We start from the raw sequence: 13,179 nt of genomic DNA on the forward strand, positions 1-13,179 counted from the left end.
TCCGATGTCACTCACCGTTCTGGCCCCGCAGGCCAACGTGGTTTCCGCGCGCCACGGCAGGTCCGTGGCTGCCCGGTGGACACCGCCACTCGACGCGGACGGCTTGATGCGTCTCCTGGAAGCCGTCAGAGCGTGGACCCCACTTGACGTCGAGGCGATCTTCACCGACCTGGACATGGCCATCGGCTACATCGTGGAAGCAGGCACCTCAGAGGTCACCGCAGCGCCCGAGGCCCCGACGGTGGAGCTGGTCGACCGCCTGTGTGGCCACCTGATCAGGCTCAGCGACATCGCCGTCGCCGACCAGAAGGACCCGCCCACGAAGGTCATGGTGGCGCTCATCGAGCGCGGCCGAACCGTGCGAGAGGAGCCCGCCCCCGACTGCCAACGGACGGCCGTGGCTCGTGCCAGGAGTCTGGCCTTCCTGCTGTCCGACCTGGCCGAACTGCTGATCGAGGCACAGATCATCGGGGACGGTGCATGATGCACGACCCCAACGCCCGCAAACACCCGCCGGTGTCGGTCACGCTGATGCGGTTCCCGGCCGATGCGTACGGCTACGAGCTGTACGCAGCACGCCTCGCGGACCCCAGGCTCCTGGAGAGCAGTCTCGCTCTGCGGCTCCTACGAATCCCGTTCCTCGCCGTGCCGGTCGGCGGCTCCCGGCTCGGCGGCTTCTACCGCGTGCCCTGCATCTGCTTCGCCCTTAAGGTCAGCGACTTCCTCCGCGGCAGGGACGGCTTCCCGCACCCGAGCCTGCGGTGGGTGTCCTCGCCGCACTCTTGCTACGCCGTGGAATGGGGCGAGAAACCCCCCGCCCTCTGGGGAAACGACAACCCCATCACGCTGGGGCGGTTCTACGGCTGGACCAACTCCGCGATAGCCGGATCCGTCGCGAAGTACGCCGCGCAGCACGGCCCCCGAACACCCTCTTCGGCGACCAACCACCGCTCCCCCGCGGGTCCATAGGGCCGCCGAAGAGGGCTCCCTTTCCCCCTGCCTGCACCATCGACCAGGAAGTGACGCCGCATGTGCCAGCACCAGCCCCCCTGCCCCGCCTCTGTCAGGCCGGATCGCGAAGCGGCCAAGCCGGTGGCCCGCGATCACGTCATGGGCTGGACGCTGCTGTGCAACGGCGTCCTGTGCTTCGAGGACACCGGCGAGATCCTGCCGAGCGGAAAGATCATCGCCCCACACCGCCCCACCGACGCAGTGGTGGCAGCGGCGTGAACGAGAAGACGTGCCCGGTTCCCTACATCACCGCTCGGGTTGGGGAGGAGGCGGACTCCTTTCTCTCCCTGCGGGCCACGTTCGACTCCGCCGGCGTTGCGCGCCTCGGCTACTGGGACGAAACCAGGGACGACCGTGATGTTCGTCGCGTGCTCTGGGGCCGCGTCTCACAGTCGATCGGGGTCGACGGGCTGCCGTCTGGTGAACCGAGGTGGCGACTGGTCCACCCTGCCCGTCAGCGCGAGTGCATGCTCGGGCTGCGGTGTCAGGTCTGCGTCGGAGACACCCGGACGCCCGAGGGCATCCTTTTTCTGGAGAGCGCGAAGAACGGCATGCCCGCGACGGGTGCCCCCGTACGCTCTGCTCAGCCTCCGGTCTGTTTGCGTCACGCGCGCGTGGCTGCGAAACGGTGTGACCACCTCGCAGAGCACGGACACGTCGCGATCCTGGCGCAGAGTGCTCCCCTCTACGGGGTCATCGGGACGCCTTACGCGTACACCAGCAGCGGCCTTCAGGCGCTGGCAGGCGACGACACCCCCGTCCCGTACGGCGACCCTGCCCTGCGATGGTTCCTCGCCTCCCAGCTCGTACGCACTCTGCGCGCATTCACCGTCGTGGACCTGGATGACCTCGTACCCCCACTGACTCCGGCCGTGTGACCCCTGCACGCGGCCGGTTCCCGCCGGGGCGAGACCCCGAGTCCGCCCCGCGGGAGGCCCGTGCCGTTCCACCGCTCTCCCGAGCGGTACGGGCCCCTGCACATCGATCCGTACGCGCCAGACAGACCCCGCAGGCTGAAGCGGCGACCGCCGCAGTAGGAGGACGTAATGCCCGAGATCGTGAATGCTGGCCGAGACTGTTTCATTGACCTGCCGGAAGAGCTGATAGACGACCTGATCGATATGGGAAGAGCCTTCCCCGCTTGGAGCGTGGACGGCTCCTTCCTGTCGGCCTCCACGATCGTGCGGTACCGGACCAACCTGGGTTCGATACCGCTTTTCCCTGAAATCAGGGATGCTCTACTCGCCAAGCTGAACGTTGCAGCTGGCGGTTACGCCGTGGTGCGTCTGGGAGCCATCGTGCAGGCTCTGGGGGTCGGGGAGCAGTTCTTGCGCTTGGCGACGGCGATTCTTGCCGAAGTGGCGGTCCCTTTTCAGCCCTTCCGGCGATGGCCGCTGTGGAAGGAGATCGGGACCAATCTCAATGCGAATCCGGGACTGTCCACGGGGACGGGGTACAACGCATTCCACATGGACTTGGTCAACGTGACCCAGCCGCCGGACTACACGACGCTTCTGTGTGTCCGGCCCGACCCGCTCGGTGCCGGCGCGAGCATCCTTTCCGACGCTCGCGCGGCCGTATCGCGCTTGGCGCCGGCAAGCCGCACGCTCCTGTCCGAGGAGGCGTATAGCTACGGATCGTTCTTCGATCTGTCTGACGTCGGCAAGGAGTACAGCCCGTTCCCCGTCCTGGATGGGGAACGGGCCCACCTCGGATTCGTTCGGTTCACCGCCAAGATGCTCGTCGAGTCCGGACTCGGCGAGGAACACGCCCGTGCGGCCAGGGAACTCGCGGACCAGATGGTCGCCGGCCAGGTCTCCTTCACACTCCAGCGCGGTGACTTCTTGATCGTGAACCAGCACCGCTGGGTCCACGGGCGCGAACCGCTCGGCGCCGGCCAGCAAGCTGTCGCACCCGAGGCCCGCCGCTTGCTGCTCCAGCTGTTTCTGCGCAGCGCAGAAGCCACCGGACCAGCTGCCTCGTAGGCGGTGCGCGGGTCTCTGGCCAGGTTGTTGAGGGTCCTAGATCCGCGAGTTGCGCAGCGACTGGTACACCGCGCCGGCCAGCGCCCGCGTCGCCCGCGGAACCGACAGTCCCTCGTGCTCGCGGTACAGCTCCCAGTTGTACGGGACGAGCGACAGCTTGTTGGAGGACAGTGATCCCGCCTGGTGGGCCCTGTACACGGCGAGCGGCTCGGACAGACCCCGGGCATGAGCGCCATCGCGCATGATCGACAGCCACAGGGCGTAGTCCTGTCGCTTCCGCATCTCCGGCATCAGCCTCGTGCCCAGGACGTTGCGGTCGTACATGGCGGTCAGGGCCCCGATGTGGTCCTGGACCAGCATCGCGCGGTAGTCCACGTGTTCACGCGCGCGGACTACACGCCCGTTCGGGATGAAGTCGGTGCTCTCGCCGTCGTAATCGGCGTCCATCTTGAAATAGCTGGTGAACGTCAGGGGCGCACTACCAGCAGCCGCGAATGCGATTTGCCGCTCGGCCTTCTCCGGTAGCCACATGTCGTCGCTGTCGAGGAAGGCGATGTAGTCCCCCCGGGCCCGTTCGATGGCGAGGTTGCGTGCCCGGCCGGCACCGCCCCGTTCGGGTGCCAGTTCCGGCAGGACGCGCTTGTCCTGCTGGGCGAACTCCATGAGCAGGTCCATGGAGCCATCGGACGACTGGTCGTCGGTGATCAGCAGCTCCAGGTCGCTGTGGGTCTGCGTGAGCACCGACCGGATTGCTGGGCCGAGAGTGGCTGCCGAGTTGTACACGGGCATCACGACAGACACCAGGGGCACAGTGCTTCTCCTTGCTCAGCCAGAACGACGGTCCATTCAAGCACTGCGATCGAGTAGGAGCTGCCATGCATATTGTTATCGCTGGTCAGGGCTATGTGGGACTGCCGCTGGCCGTACGCGCCGCAGAGGTGGGCCACCGTGTCGTCGGCTACGACGTGGACCCGCATCGCGTCCGTCAGCTTGCCGCTGGTGAGTCGTACGTGGAGGACGTGGCATCGGCGCGGCTCCGCGCCGTGCTGGATACCGGGGCCTACCGCGTGACCGACGATGCCGACGCGCTGCCCGCGTTCGACCTCGCGGTTATCACCGTGCCGACCCCGCTGCGGGACGGGGTGCCCGACCTGACCTACGTCGAGGCCTGTGCCCACACGCTCGGCGAGCACCTGCGCTCCGGCGCGACTGTGATCTTGGAGTCCACGACCTACCCCGGTACTACCGAGGAACTGTTGCTGCCGATCTTGGAGAAGACGTCCGGGCTGACTGCCGGTGCGGACTTCCACCTCGGCTTCAGCCCCGAGCGCATCGACCCGGGAAACAGGTTGTGGCCGTTCGAGAAGACACCCAAGGTGGTCTCCGGCATCGATGCCGCATCGCTTGACGCGGTCAAGGGCTTCTACGACAGCATGGTGGAAACCACGGTCCCGGTCTCCGGAACGCGAGTGGCCGAGCTGACCAAGCTGATCGAGAACACGTTCCGACACGTCAACATCGCGCTGGTCAACGAGATGGCGATGCTCGCCAGGCCGCTCGGCGTGAACCTATGGGATGCGATCGACGCCGCCGCATCCAAGCCCTTCGGCTTCATGCGCTTCACCCCCGGTCCCGGCGTCGGAGGACACTGCCTTCCGATCGACCCATCGTTCTTCTCGTGGAAGGTGGAACGCGCGGCCGGGGTCCCGTTCCGGTTCGTGGAACTCGCCAACGACGTGAACGCCCACATGCCTGACTACGTGGTTCGGCGGCTCATGGAGGCGTTCAACACGCGCCGTATGGCTGTCAGCGGATCTCGTGTATTACTGCTTGGGCTGGCCTACAAGCCCAACACCTCCGACGCACGCGAGTCGCCGTCGGGGCGGGTCGCTGAGCTATTGCTCAACCTCGGCGCCGAGGTGCGTGGCGCGGACCCGCACGTCGTAGACGACATCCGCACCGACAGACGCCTGACCCGGGTAGTAGCGACCGCGGAGGAGATCGCGGCATCCGACGCCGTCGTCCTGCTCACGGACCACACGGGATTCGACTACGAGACGGTCCTTGAGCACGCGCCGTACGTGCTCGACTGCCGCAACCGACTCTCCGGCGCCAACGTCGATGTGCTGTAAGCGACGCCACTGGAGAGCCGACCTCAGAGCGACCCTGCTCGCCGCACTACCGCCCACGCCCTGCAACACCCCCTTCGAGAGGATCGACAGGACCACTCTCATCATCGGCGGCAGTGGCTTTCTGGGGGCCGAACTGGTCAGGCAGGCGTGCGCGGCCGGCCGCCCTACAGCCGCGACGTATGCGACCAGGCCCGGCGACACCTCCCATGCCGTATGGAACCCGCTGGATTTGCGAGACCACGATCGCCTGGACGCCCCGGCAGACGAAGTTCGCCCACGTCTCATCGTGAACACATCGAGCGGCGGGGTCGACTGGGCGGCCACGGCAAAAGGCCCCACCCACCTGGCGATGATCGCGGCCAAGAACCGAGTCCGCATGGTCCATGTGTCCACCGACGCCGTCTTCTCCGGCGCTGACATCAACTACAACGAGGCCGCCCTCCCGGACCCCAACACCCCGTACAGCGCAGCCAAAGCAGCAGCCGAGACCGGCATCCTCGCGGCGCCGTGCTAGTGCCTGGGGAAGAAGCCCGCTCTGCCGCTCGTCGTTCCCGTGAAGTGGTAGGTAGCGGCCTCGGAGAGCACCTTGGTAGGCGGGTCGCCGTTTTCGATGATTATGGCCTGGCCGGGGAAGGACAGCATGTCCTTGTAGAACCGGTCCACGACGGTGGAGGTCAGCTCCACATCGTCGATGTCGTCAGGCTCGGGGTCGCGATAGGTGACCACCGGGGAGTCCAGGACAACGAAGCCGAGATGGTGCAGATCCCGATCCATGCAGAAACGAGCCAGCGCCGTAGTGAACGCCGAGTGCAGGACCGAGCGCATCCCCTTGCCACGCTCTATCCGCTTGCGGCCGCCGGCGCGGATTTCGGCGTAATACTGGTCGTATTCCGCGTGGTCGGCGGCCGGCACCTGCCAAGCGTCGAGAATCTGTTGGAGGATGGAGTCGAAATCACCCAATGTGGCGGTAGGGATGTGCTGAGCGGGGCGCGTCGTGGCGACGGCGCCTTCTCCGACAAGCCGGGACTTCTTGTCGTCCAGCTCGGCAATGCGGGCTTGCAACTCCAGTTCTCGCTCAACGACGGAGCGTTCCTCGACCAGGTCTTCGACGTCGGAGCGCAACGCGGCGATCCCCCCTTCCAGCTCCTCGATTACCTGATCCCATACCCCTATGTCGGATTGCCACTGCACCCTGCGGTTCATCAAAGCCGTCTGCTCACCATCCAGATCGGAGATGGTGGGCAGCAGGTCAGAGAGCAGTGTGGTGGTCTTGGCGGCTTCTGCTTCAACGGCAGTGTGCAGCTGTGTGGATTCTTCCAGGCGGTGGTTGGGCTGCTGGTGCTCGCGCTCAGCGCCGCAGAACGGGCAGGCCCCAATCTTGAAGTAGCCCAGGATGCTGCCCGCTTCGTTGACCATGGCCAGCCGTTCCAGGTCCGAACGGTACTGCGCCTCCAGCAACTTGAAGCGCCGTAGCAGGTCGCTGACCTCGGTCAGCCGCTCATCGAGCGCGGCCAGCTGGCGGGCAGTTTCCATGCGGGCGTCGACCGCTTCACGGTGAGACTCGTTGGTCTGGCGCAGCGGCGCAGACTGCTCGTCCAGCGCGGTACGGATCCGAATGTGCCGGTCGCGGAGCTGGCGCTCGTTCTCCTGCGTACGGAGTTTGGACGAGAGATCGAGGACTAGCTGGTCCAGCAGCTGTACCTGGCCTTTGTGGACGCGACGCTGCCCGGCGTTGGGGCCGGTGTCCACGGCCGGATCGCCTTCCCCAGTGACCAGGAACCGCATCACCGACAGCTCCGCAGTGCGCGTATTGGCCGTCCCTGTGCGCAGCACTGGGGGTACGTCGCCGACCATACGGTTTTCGGTGACAAGAGCCAGATGTAGCAGATCGGCCAGAGCCAGGGGGCGGGTGCCGCCGGCCTCGTTCTTGCGGATCAGGACCTCGTCCAGACCCAGCTCGCGCAGCATATGGATGGACAGGCTGTTGCGGCTGCGGACGTTATGGACCGCGGTCACGGACGCATCCGGCATCTCTGTCACGTAGGCACGCAGGTCCGCGTAGTAGAGGAAGATGCTGTTGCTGTCGGGAGCGCGCAGCAGGGTCAGTGGGCTGCCGTTCGGCATCAGCAGGCCCAGCAGGATCTGCGTGTAGCCCTCGCTCTCGGGGACCATCGCGAGGTCGGCTCCGCCCAGCATGTACTCGATCGACTTCACGATGAAGGACTTGCCAGTGTCGGAGGTGCCGTAAATGACGGTCAGCTCCGGGCCGAAAATGATCTGCGCCGGGGGACGGTCGGCCCCGCAGTAGGTCAGGTGGGTCAGTTGCAGTTCACTCACGGTGGCCCTCGCCGGGCGTGGATGCGAACAGGGAGCCGTTCACGAGCTCCGCAGTGGCCTCGCGTACGTCGATGCCAGGGGCCCATTGGTGCACGGCCCACTTGGCACGCTCACGCAGCCGCCCCACATAGGGGGTTTCGAGGATGTCGACGAATGCGGGCCCACGGTCGGTCGCCCGGTAGACAAGACCCGTTTCGTCGGCTTCGGCGCCGGCGAGCCCGGCACGGATGAGTACGAGGAGCGCCTGCTCCAGCACGGTGCGCTTCATGCCCAGCTCTCCGGAGTGCCCGGGCAGCGAGGGGTGGAGGGAGGGCGGGCCGTCGTGGTCGCCGCTATGCAGGACGGCGTGGTCGAGGACGGCCAGCTGCGCCAGGTCGAGCGGCTGGGGATGGCTCTCGGCCAGCAGCACCAGCGCCCGCACCCCGATCTCCAGTGGACTGTTGAGCGGATTCATGCGGCTCCCCCTTCCTCACACCATGTCAGTCGGTAATCGTTCGCCAGGTGATGGCATACCCCCATACGGTCCAGGGGCCGCACAAAACGAGTAAGAACTGTCTGTGTCAGCGCAACGCCCCCAGCCGCTTCCAGCACATCCTGCAACCGGTCCCAGCCGAGCTCGTAACGCTTGTCGCACACCTCTACCGCAACGGTGCAGACGTCGTCCATGACCGCATTGAAGTGTCCTTCGGGATAGGCGTCCCGGGCGAAGCGCCGCAAGGATTCGGCGCTGTAGAACGCCTCGCGCTGGCGCCGCATGTGCTTACTGGCCGTAGGGTGCTGCGCGACCAGCTCCAGCGTGTTCGCCGCCGACTTCCATCGCTCTGCATACACCTGCACCAGCTGCCGAACGTAACGCGCCTCCTCCGCGTCATGCTCGTCCGGGGGCGTCATGATCGCAGGGCGTTCGCGCTGCTCGTCGGGAAACCGCATCGTCCAGTACGGGGTGGTCTTGTGCTGCTCCAGCATTTGGTCCATGTCGATCGGCGAGAACATGGAAAAATCCGTCTGCTCGGCCAGCTTGGTCAATTCCTGGCGCTGATCGGCCGTCAACCGGGTGATGACCTCATCACTCGTTGACGCCAGCTCCGCCAGGAACTTCACACGGGTCTGTTCCGGCTTCGCCAGCGCATCGCGCAGGGTGCGGGCGAAGGCGGGGGCGACGAACACGTACCGGATGGGCCGAACGAAATGCCCCAGTACCGCTCCGGCGAACATCTTGCGGATCTCGCCGGCTGCTGTACTCCAGTTCAAGGCGCTCTTGTAGCGCTTGCACTGGTAGTTGTCCCACGGCCCTTCCAGTCCTTGCACGCTGCGGTAGGCGGCCACGTCGATGCCGTGGTCCCCGGTGCCGCCTTGGCGCTCAACGCGTTCATAGTCCGGTTCGAGGGCTGGAACCCATTCCTTGACGAACTCCTCGAACTCGTCCGGGTCGTACCCGAAGACGATCTTCTTGGGGCTCGGCATGTACGGGAACTGCATCGCCGGGCGCTGGAGTACCAGCGGCGGTTCAGCGGGACCGCCTTGTGGCGCACGCGTCTGGTCCGACACGTTCCCCCCTCGTGCAGCCCGGTCGGTTGCCGTGCAACGGCTGTGACTAGGGATATCACTGATCGATCGTTCACAAAAGAGGTACCTTTGAGACACCGACGGTGACGGCGGAGCGATTCAACACACAACCCACGCGCAAATCAGGTCGGGAGCCAACGGCACCTCCGCCGCGGCGGGCAGGTGGTCTTGGAAGTCCCTGACGAAGCGGTGAACGACGCAGACGCGCCGAAACGGATCGATCTGCCGCTAGACGGCCGACCTCATCCTTCGCCTGAGAGATCTGGGATGGGGTCATGAGGGCCGCGTTGCCATTGAAGATAGTCCACGCAGGTCAGCAGCCGTCGCTGGACTAACTTCGCTGTCAAAGGACATCAGAGAAGCTGAGCCATCAGAGACTCCCGCTACGCTCGAACGTATGAGCGCGCCTACTGAAGGGCTGACTCTGGGGGCCGTCAGCGCGATCGTCGAGAAGAAGATCCTCACCAACAAAATCCGTATCTATCGGCCTGGCGAGCCGGTCTTCAACCCGGCCACGGGGCAGTACGAGCCCGGACCGCCCGTCACCATCTACGAAGGCCCGGGTGCGATCTTCCCCACCGGCGGCCCTTCCGTGGTCCTGCACCTCGCCGGACAGGCGTATATAGACGACACCCCGTCCCGCTATCGGCTGCTCACTCCGTTGTCGGCGCCGGTCGCCTCGCGCGAGGACACCGTGGCTGTCGTTGAGGCTGAAGACGAGTCGGCTATCGGCCGGACGTGGCGTGTGATTGATATCGGGGAGACCTCCACCCTGAGCATCGTCCGTACGACCTGGGTCGACCAGAACACCCAGACGACAGGAGCGTGAAGTGACCACGGCGTTCGATCCGGAGGAAGTGCGCAAGGAGCTGGAAGCCAAGCTCCTGCTCGACACGGTGCGAGTCACCCGACCAACGGGCACGCCGGCACTCGACCCTGACACAGGGCTCCTCGGAGGAGTACCCGCAGACCTGGTCTACGAGGGTCCAGGTGCCATGCTGTCGGGGCACGGCCAGGTGACTGCTGAGGGGATCGTCGGCAAGCAGTGGCTTGACGACACGGTCTCCTGGTACCGGCTGCTGACACCGCTCAGTGCGCCTGTGCCAGCCCGGTACGACCAGGTTGAGGTGATCGTGGCGCACTCGGGCAACGCGGCAACAGGTGGGCGGGTCTGGCAGGTCCTCGACCCGGCCGAAGCGTCAACCGTGGAGCTGGTGCGCGTGACGAGACTGGACGAGATCACGCCGCCGTCCTGAGGTGAACCGGAGTGTCCGGGAATCGCCCTACGCTAAATGTATGGAGATCACGGACACTCCGCCCGCCGACCTTCAGCAGGTCAGGGTTACGGCGGACGGCAGCAATGCTTCGATACGGATAGATGGAACCGACTACTCGCACGTCGTGTCGGGATACACGATTCACCAACAGGCGGGCCAAGCACCCGATTTGGTCCTCCAGGTCGCGCGGGGCAGGACCAGCCCTGACTTCAAGGGCCATGCCAGGGTCGCCGTAGGAGTCCCGTACGAGCCGGGACCGGCAGCCGCCCACTTCCTCTCAGTCATCGACGCCGGGCTGCTGGAGAGAGCGGCGCTGGCCCGCCCGGACATGGACGGCGGTCCGCACGGCTTCACCAAGGCCATATTGGCGCAGCTCCAGCAGTGGGCGCGGGGGGAGTTCGACCAAGCCCAGGGGGTGAGCTGATGGCATCCCCGCGTAACCCGCACCCGAACGCGCACCGGTCGGCGGGTTCGTACAGCAACGCGCCTCAGATTGCCGCCTTGTTGAATGCCCGTGCGGCAGCCGCGCTCCCTGCGGTGGCCAGCGTCGTGCAGCACTACGCCATGCTGCTGGAGACGGCCATCAAGGCCAACGCGAGCGGTCGGCCAGGGCCGAAGGCGCCGACGGGTGACTACCGTCGTTCGTGGACCCACGAGTTCTCCACCAGTGGGCTCAACGTTGAGGCGATCGTCGGGACCAACAAGCCGCAGAGCAGGCGCCTGGAGTACGGCTTCGTCGGGGCCGACAGCCTCGGACGGATCTACAACCAGCCGCCGTACCCACATGTGGGGCCCGCTGTCGAGCAGGTCCGTCCAGCCTTCCTGGCCGCGGTCGGAGCGGCGGTGGGTGACTGATGGCCGTATCCGGGCGAGTGCTCAGTCTCGCGGTCCAAGCGATGCTCGCCAGCTCGACGGGCCGGTCCTGCGGGTACGGAACGGCGCCCACTTCCAGCAGCCTGCCAACTGGCACGGCGACCCCGTACAGCGTGCTCTACCCAGTCGGGTCGATCAGCGACGGGCCGCCCTTCGGAGACGCCAGTGCAGATGCCCGAATCGTCTACCAGGTCACGTCAGTTGCTACGACGGCCGAGCAGGCGGAGTGGATGGCCGACAAAGTCCGCGCGGGCATCCTCGCCCGAACCCCGCTCGGCTACACCTACCCGATCGCTGCCGCCGGCTACGTGGTCATGTCCCGTGAACTGGACAAAGAGGAAGGCGTGGCCGTCGCCAGCGGCGTATACAGTTACGTTCAGCGGTTTGCGATCGAGGTCACCACTCTCGGCTGACCGCCGCACCTCACCGCGGAGGCCCATCGCGGACGCCCGACCACTCGGTACGGGCTGACTCCCAGCTTGATCTGTTGGGGACGGGCCTGCCGTATTTCGGGGCTTTCAGCGTCCCCGGAGAGTGAGAGTCGCGTGGCAACCACGCAGCAGCGTTTCATGCGCCGAGGCACCACCCTCTTCTACTTCCTGCAGAAGATCGCGTCCGACGACAACGTTCCCACCCGCGCCGAACTCGGGCCCACCAACGCCACGAACCTGTCGGACACCATCTCCGACGTCGAGGGCTGGTCGTTGGAGAACACTCCGATCGATACCCCGGACATGGGGTCGACGTTCGCCACCACCATCCCCGGCGAGGACAAGGCGGACAACAGCGCGCTGACGTTCTACGAGGACAAGGTCAACGACGACGTCGAGACTCTGCTGTCCAAGGGCGTCATCGGCTTCATCGCCATCCTGCGCAAGGGCGACGTGCCGCAGTCCAAGTCGCTCGATGTGTTCCCCATCCGAGTCGGTAGCCGAAGCCCCTCGTACAGCACCGCTTCCGAACCTGCGAAGTTCAAGGTCACCTTCGGCATCACCGACGAGCCCACCCTCGACGCCGCGGTGCCGGCGAAGACAGTCTGAGCCGGGGCTGCCGCATGACCACCACAGCGATATCCGAACCCCCGGCGACGGCCGTCGCCCGCGACGCCCACTGGTCGGCGAAGATGGCGCGGCTGAAAGCTCGTAAGCTCCCCGAGCGCAGCCTTCGCATGTGCGATGACGACCAGGCGAAGAAGAACGTCACCGACGCAGCAATGGAACTTGCTAAGGCCCGCACTGCGGCCCGGGCACAGTCCATAGAGCAGGGCGTCTCGGAGGCCGACCGTGAGGACTGGACGGTAGCCCAACCGGATGTAGTTGCCGCTCAGCTCCGACTTGAAGCTGTCGAACTGGCCTTGGACGAGGTGACGGTCGTCCTGACGTTTCGGGCTCTGCCGCGACCTGCCTGGGAGCAGCTTCTGCGTGACCACTCTCCGACGGAGGCCCAGGCCGACCAGGGCATGGAGTACAACGTGGAGACCTATCCGGCCGCCCTCATCTCCGCCTGCCACATCGAGCGGAACGAGCTGGATGAGGTGGTTCCCGGCATGAGCGAGCAGGATGCGCAGGAACTCCTTGACGCCTGGCCGGACTCCGAGGCGAAGGCGCTCTTCACCTGCGCCCTGTTGGTCAACCAGACGCTGCGAGCTGATCTGGGAAAAGGCTGATCTCCGACCCGGGCTTCCGCGCGGAGATGGAGGTCTGCGCTTCGCACGGCATCCCGCACTCGCAGTTCACGGGGGCGGGGGAGGGGCGATGGTCGGCGCTCGACCGCGCGAAAGCCGTCTCCTTCCTTGCCTACTCGCGGTCGGTGTGCGAGGGGTGCGGGACCCGGCCGGAGGAGTGGGACGACGACGCGGGTGGCCACCGCTTCGCCTACGTGACTGAAACACACCGGTGCGTCGGGTGCGAGCTGATCGCGATGGAGCAAGAGCAGGTCCCGGATGGTCCGGAGGGGCGTGGGGTGAAGGTCGGGCTTCGGCCCAGGAAGAAGGCGTAG

19 protein-coding genes are annotated in these 13,179 nt (G+C 66.0%); 15 read left to right on the top strand and 4 right to left on the bottom strand.

The features are described 5' to 3' along the window. The first annotated feature begins 4 nt into the window (after positions 1–4). The 5 genes from OG452_RS24730 (at position 5) to OG452_RS24750 (ending at position 2,996) form a co-directional block, all read left to right on the top strand. On the top strand, positions 5–484 hold the full coding sequence (locus OG452_RS24730) for a DUF6415 family natural product biosynthesis protein (protein WP_327297759.1): 480 nt from the start codon (positions 5–7) through the stop codon (positions 482–484). Then, positions 481–969, top strand: a complete 489-nt coding sequence (locus tag OG452_RS24735) for a DUF6302 family protein (RefSeq protein WP_327297760.1) — start codon at positions 481–483, stop codon at positions 967–969. The genes OG452_RS24730 and OG452_RS24735 overlap by 4 nt, the downstream gene beginning before the upstream one ends. 60 nt (positions 970–1,029) lie before the next feature. Next, on the top strand, positions 1,030–1,230 hold the full coding sequence (locus tag OG452_RS24740) for a DUF5999 family protein (RefSeq protein ID WP_327297761.1): 201 nt from the start codon (positions 1,030–1,032) through the stop codon (positions 1,228–1,230). A gap of 395 nt (positions 1,231–1,625) precedes the next feature. Then, positions 1,626–1,889, top strand: coding sequence for a hypothetical protein (locus tag OG452_RS24745; protein WP_327297762.1), 264 nt, complete (start codon positions 1,626–1,628; stop codon positions 1,887–1,889). A 168-nt stretch (positions 1,890–2,057) separates the two neighbouring features. Further along, positions 2,058–2,996, top strand: coding sequence for a TauD/TfdA family dioxygenase (locus OG452_RS24750; RefSeq protein WP_327297763.1), 939 nt, complete (start codon positions 2,058–2,060; stop codon positions 2,994–2,996). 36 nt (positions 2,997–3,032) lie between these two features. Here the strand turns inward: OG452_RS24750 and OG452_RS24755 are convergent, their stop codons facing one another. Next, entirely contained in the window at positions 3,033–3,806 is a 774-nt protein-coding gene (locus OG452_RS24755) for a glycosyltransferase family 2 protein (protein ID WP_327297764.1), read from the bottom strand. A 65-nt stretch (positions 3,807–3,871) separates the two neighbouring features. Here OG452_RS24755 and OG452_RS24760 point away from each other — a divergent pair, with 65 nt between their 5' ends. Together OG452_RS24760 and OG452_RS24765 are read left to right on the top strand one after the other, a co-directional pair. After that, positions 3,872–5,128 (top strand): nucleotide sugar dehydrogenase, encoded by a 1,257-nt coding sequence (locus tag OG452_RS24760; protein WP_327297765.1) that lies wholly within the window; start codon positions 3,872–3,874, stop codon positions 5,126–5,128. Next, the gene (locus OG452_RS24765; RefSeq protein WP_327297766.1) at positions 5,118–5,642 is read left to right on the top strand and encodes a sugar nucleotide-binding protein; all 525 of its coding nucleotides are present in this window, start codon (positions 5,118–5,120) and stop codon (positions 5,640–5,642) included. The genes OG452_RS24760 and OG452_RS24765 overlap by 11 nt, the downstream gene beginning before the upstream one ends. Here the strand turns inward: OG452_RS24765 and OG452_RS24770 are convergent. From OG452_RS24770 to OG452_RS24780, 3 genes are read right to left on the bottom strand one after another with little or no spacing between them, the layout of a single operon-like run. Then, the gene (locus tag OG452_RS24770) at positions 5,639–7,465 is read right to left on the bottom strand and encodes a hypothetical protein (protein WP_327297767.1); all 1,827 of its coding nucleotides are present in this window, start codon (positions 7,463–7,465) and stop codon (positions 5,639–5,641) included. The two genes, OG452_RS24765 and OG452_RS24770, sit on opposite strands and share 4 nt — an antisense overlap. Then, positions 7,458–7,919, bottom strand: a complete 462-nt coding sequence (locus OG452_RS24775) for an ABC-three component system middle component 2 (RefSeq protein ID WP_327297768.1) — start codon at positions 7,917–7,919, stop codon at positions 7,458–7,460. Before OG452_RS24775 ends, OG452_RS24770 begins: the two co-directional genes overlap by 8 nt. After that, positions 7,916–9,013, bottom strand: coding sequence for an ABC-three component system protein (locus OG452_RS24780; protein ID WP_327297769.1), 1,098 nt, complete (start codon positions 9,011–9,013; stop codon positions 7,916–7,918). Before OG452_RS24780 ends, OG452_RS24775 begins: the two co-directional genes overlap by 4 nt. A 415-nt stretch (positions 9,014–9,428) precedes the next feature. Between OG452_RS24780 and OG452_RS24785 the strand changes: the two genes are divergently transcribed. From OG452_RS24785 to OG452_RS24820, 8 genes are all read left to right on the top strand, one after another. Next, positions 9,429–9,860, top strand: coding sequence for a DUF6093 family protein (locus OG452_RS24785; RefSeq protein ID WP_327297770.1), 432 nt, complete (start codon positions 9,429–9,431; stop codon positions 9,858–9,860). Between the two features lies 1 nt (position 9,861). Beyond that, positions 9,862–10,287: a DUF6093 family protein gene (locus tag OG452_RS24790; RefSeq protein WP_327297771.1), complete on the top strand. Its 426-nt coding sequence runs from the start codon at positions 9,862–9,864 to the stop codon at positions 10,285–10,287. 40 nt (positions 10,288–10,327) lie between these two features. Continuing rightward, entirely contained in the window at positions 10,328–10,732 is a 405-nt protein-coding gene (locus tag OG452_RS24795; protein ID WP_327297772.1) for a hypothetical protein, read from the top strand. Beyond that, entirely contained in the window at positions 10,732–11,163 is a 432-nt protein-coding gene (locus OG452_RS24800) for an HK97 gp10 family phage protein (RefSeq protein WP_327297773.1), read from the top strand. Before OG452_RS24795 ends, OG452_RS24800 begins: the two co-directional genes overlap by 1 nt. A gap of 131 nt (positions 11,164–11,294) precedes the next feature. Continuing rightward, positions 11,295–11,594, top strand: a complete 300-nt coding sequence (locus OG452_RS24805) for a hypothetical protein (RefSeq protein ID WP_327297774.1) — start codon at positions 11,295–11,297, stop codon at positions 11,592–11,594. A 132-nt stretch (positions 11,595–11,726) separates the two neighbouring features. Further along, entirely contained in the window at positions 11,727–12,221 is a 495-nt protein-coding gene (locus OG452_RS24810) for a phage tail tube protein (protein ID WP_327297775.1), read from the top strand. Between the two features lie 14 nt (positions 12,222–12,235). Next, entirely contained in the window at positions 12,236–12,847 is a 612-nt protein-coding gene (locus OG452_RS24815; protein ID WP_327297776.1) for a hypothetical protein, read from the top strand. 26 nt (positions 12,848–12,873) lie between these two features. Continuing rightward, positions 12,874–13,179: a hypothetical protein gene (locus tag OG452_RS24820; RefSeq protein ID WP_327297777.1), complete on the top strand. Its 306-nt coding sequence runs from the start codon at positions 12,874–12,876 to the stop codon at positions 13,177–13,179.

It is taken from the genome of Streptomyces sp. NBC_01197, assembly GCF_036010505.1.
In the GTDB taxonomy this organism is placed as follows: domain Bacteria; phylum Actinomycetota; class Actinomycetes; order Streptomycetales; family Streptomycetaceae; genus Streptomyces.

Coding starts and splice junctions, on each gene's coding strand:
- OG452_RS24735 (WP_327297760.1), top strand. CDS start 481: ATGATGCACGACCCCAACGCCCGCAAACACCCGCCGGTGTCGGTCACG.
- OG452_RS24760 (WP_327297765.1), top strand. CDS start 3,872: ATGCATATTGTTATCGCTGGTCAGGGCTATGTGGGACTGCCGCTGGCC.
- OG452_RS24800 (WP_327297773.1), top strand. CDS start 10,732: ATGGCATCCCCGCGTAACCCGCACCCGAACGCGCACCGGTCGGCGGGT.
- OG452_RS24775 (WP_327297768.1), bottom strand. CDS start 7,919: ATGAATCCGCTCAACAGTCCACTGGAGATCGGGGTGCGGGCGCTGGTG.
- OG452_RS24815 (WP_327297776.1), top strand. CDS start 12,236: ATGACCACCACAGCGATATCCGAACCCCCGGCGACGGCCGTCGCCCGC.
- OG452_RS24785 (WP_327297770.1), top strand. CDS start 9,429: ATGAGCGCGCCTACTGAAGGGCTGACTCTGGGGGCCGTCAGCGCGATC.
- OG452_RS24765 (WP_327297766.1), top strand. CDS start 5,118: ATGTGCTGTAAGCGACGCCACTGGAGAGCCGACCTCAGAGCGACCCTG.
- OG452_RS24740 (WP_327297761.1), top strand. CDS start 1,030: ATGTGCCAGCACCAGCCCCCCTGCCCCGCCTCTGTCAGGCCGGATCGC.
- OG452_RS24820 (WP_327297777.1), top strand. CDS start 12,874: ATGGAGGTCTGCGCTTCGCACGGCATCCCGCACTCGCAGTTCACGGGG.
- OG452_RS24795 (WP_327297772.1), top strand. CDS start 10,328: ATGGAGATCACGGACACTCCGCCCGCCGACCTTCAGCAGGTCAGGGTT.
- OG452_RS24750 (WP_327297763.1), top strand. CDS start 2,058: ATGCCCGAGATCGTGAATGCTGGCCGAGACTGTTTCATTGACCTGCCG.
- OG452_RS24730 (WP_327297759.1), top strand. CDS start 5: ATGTCACTCACCGTTCTGGCCCCGCAGGCCAACGTGGTTTCCGCGCGC.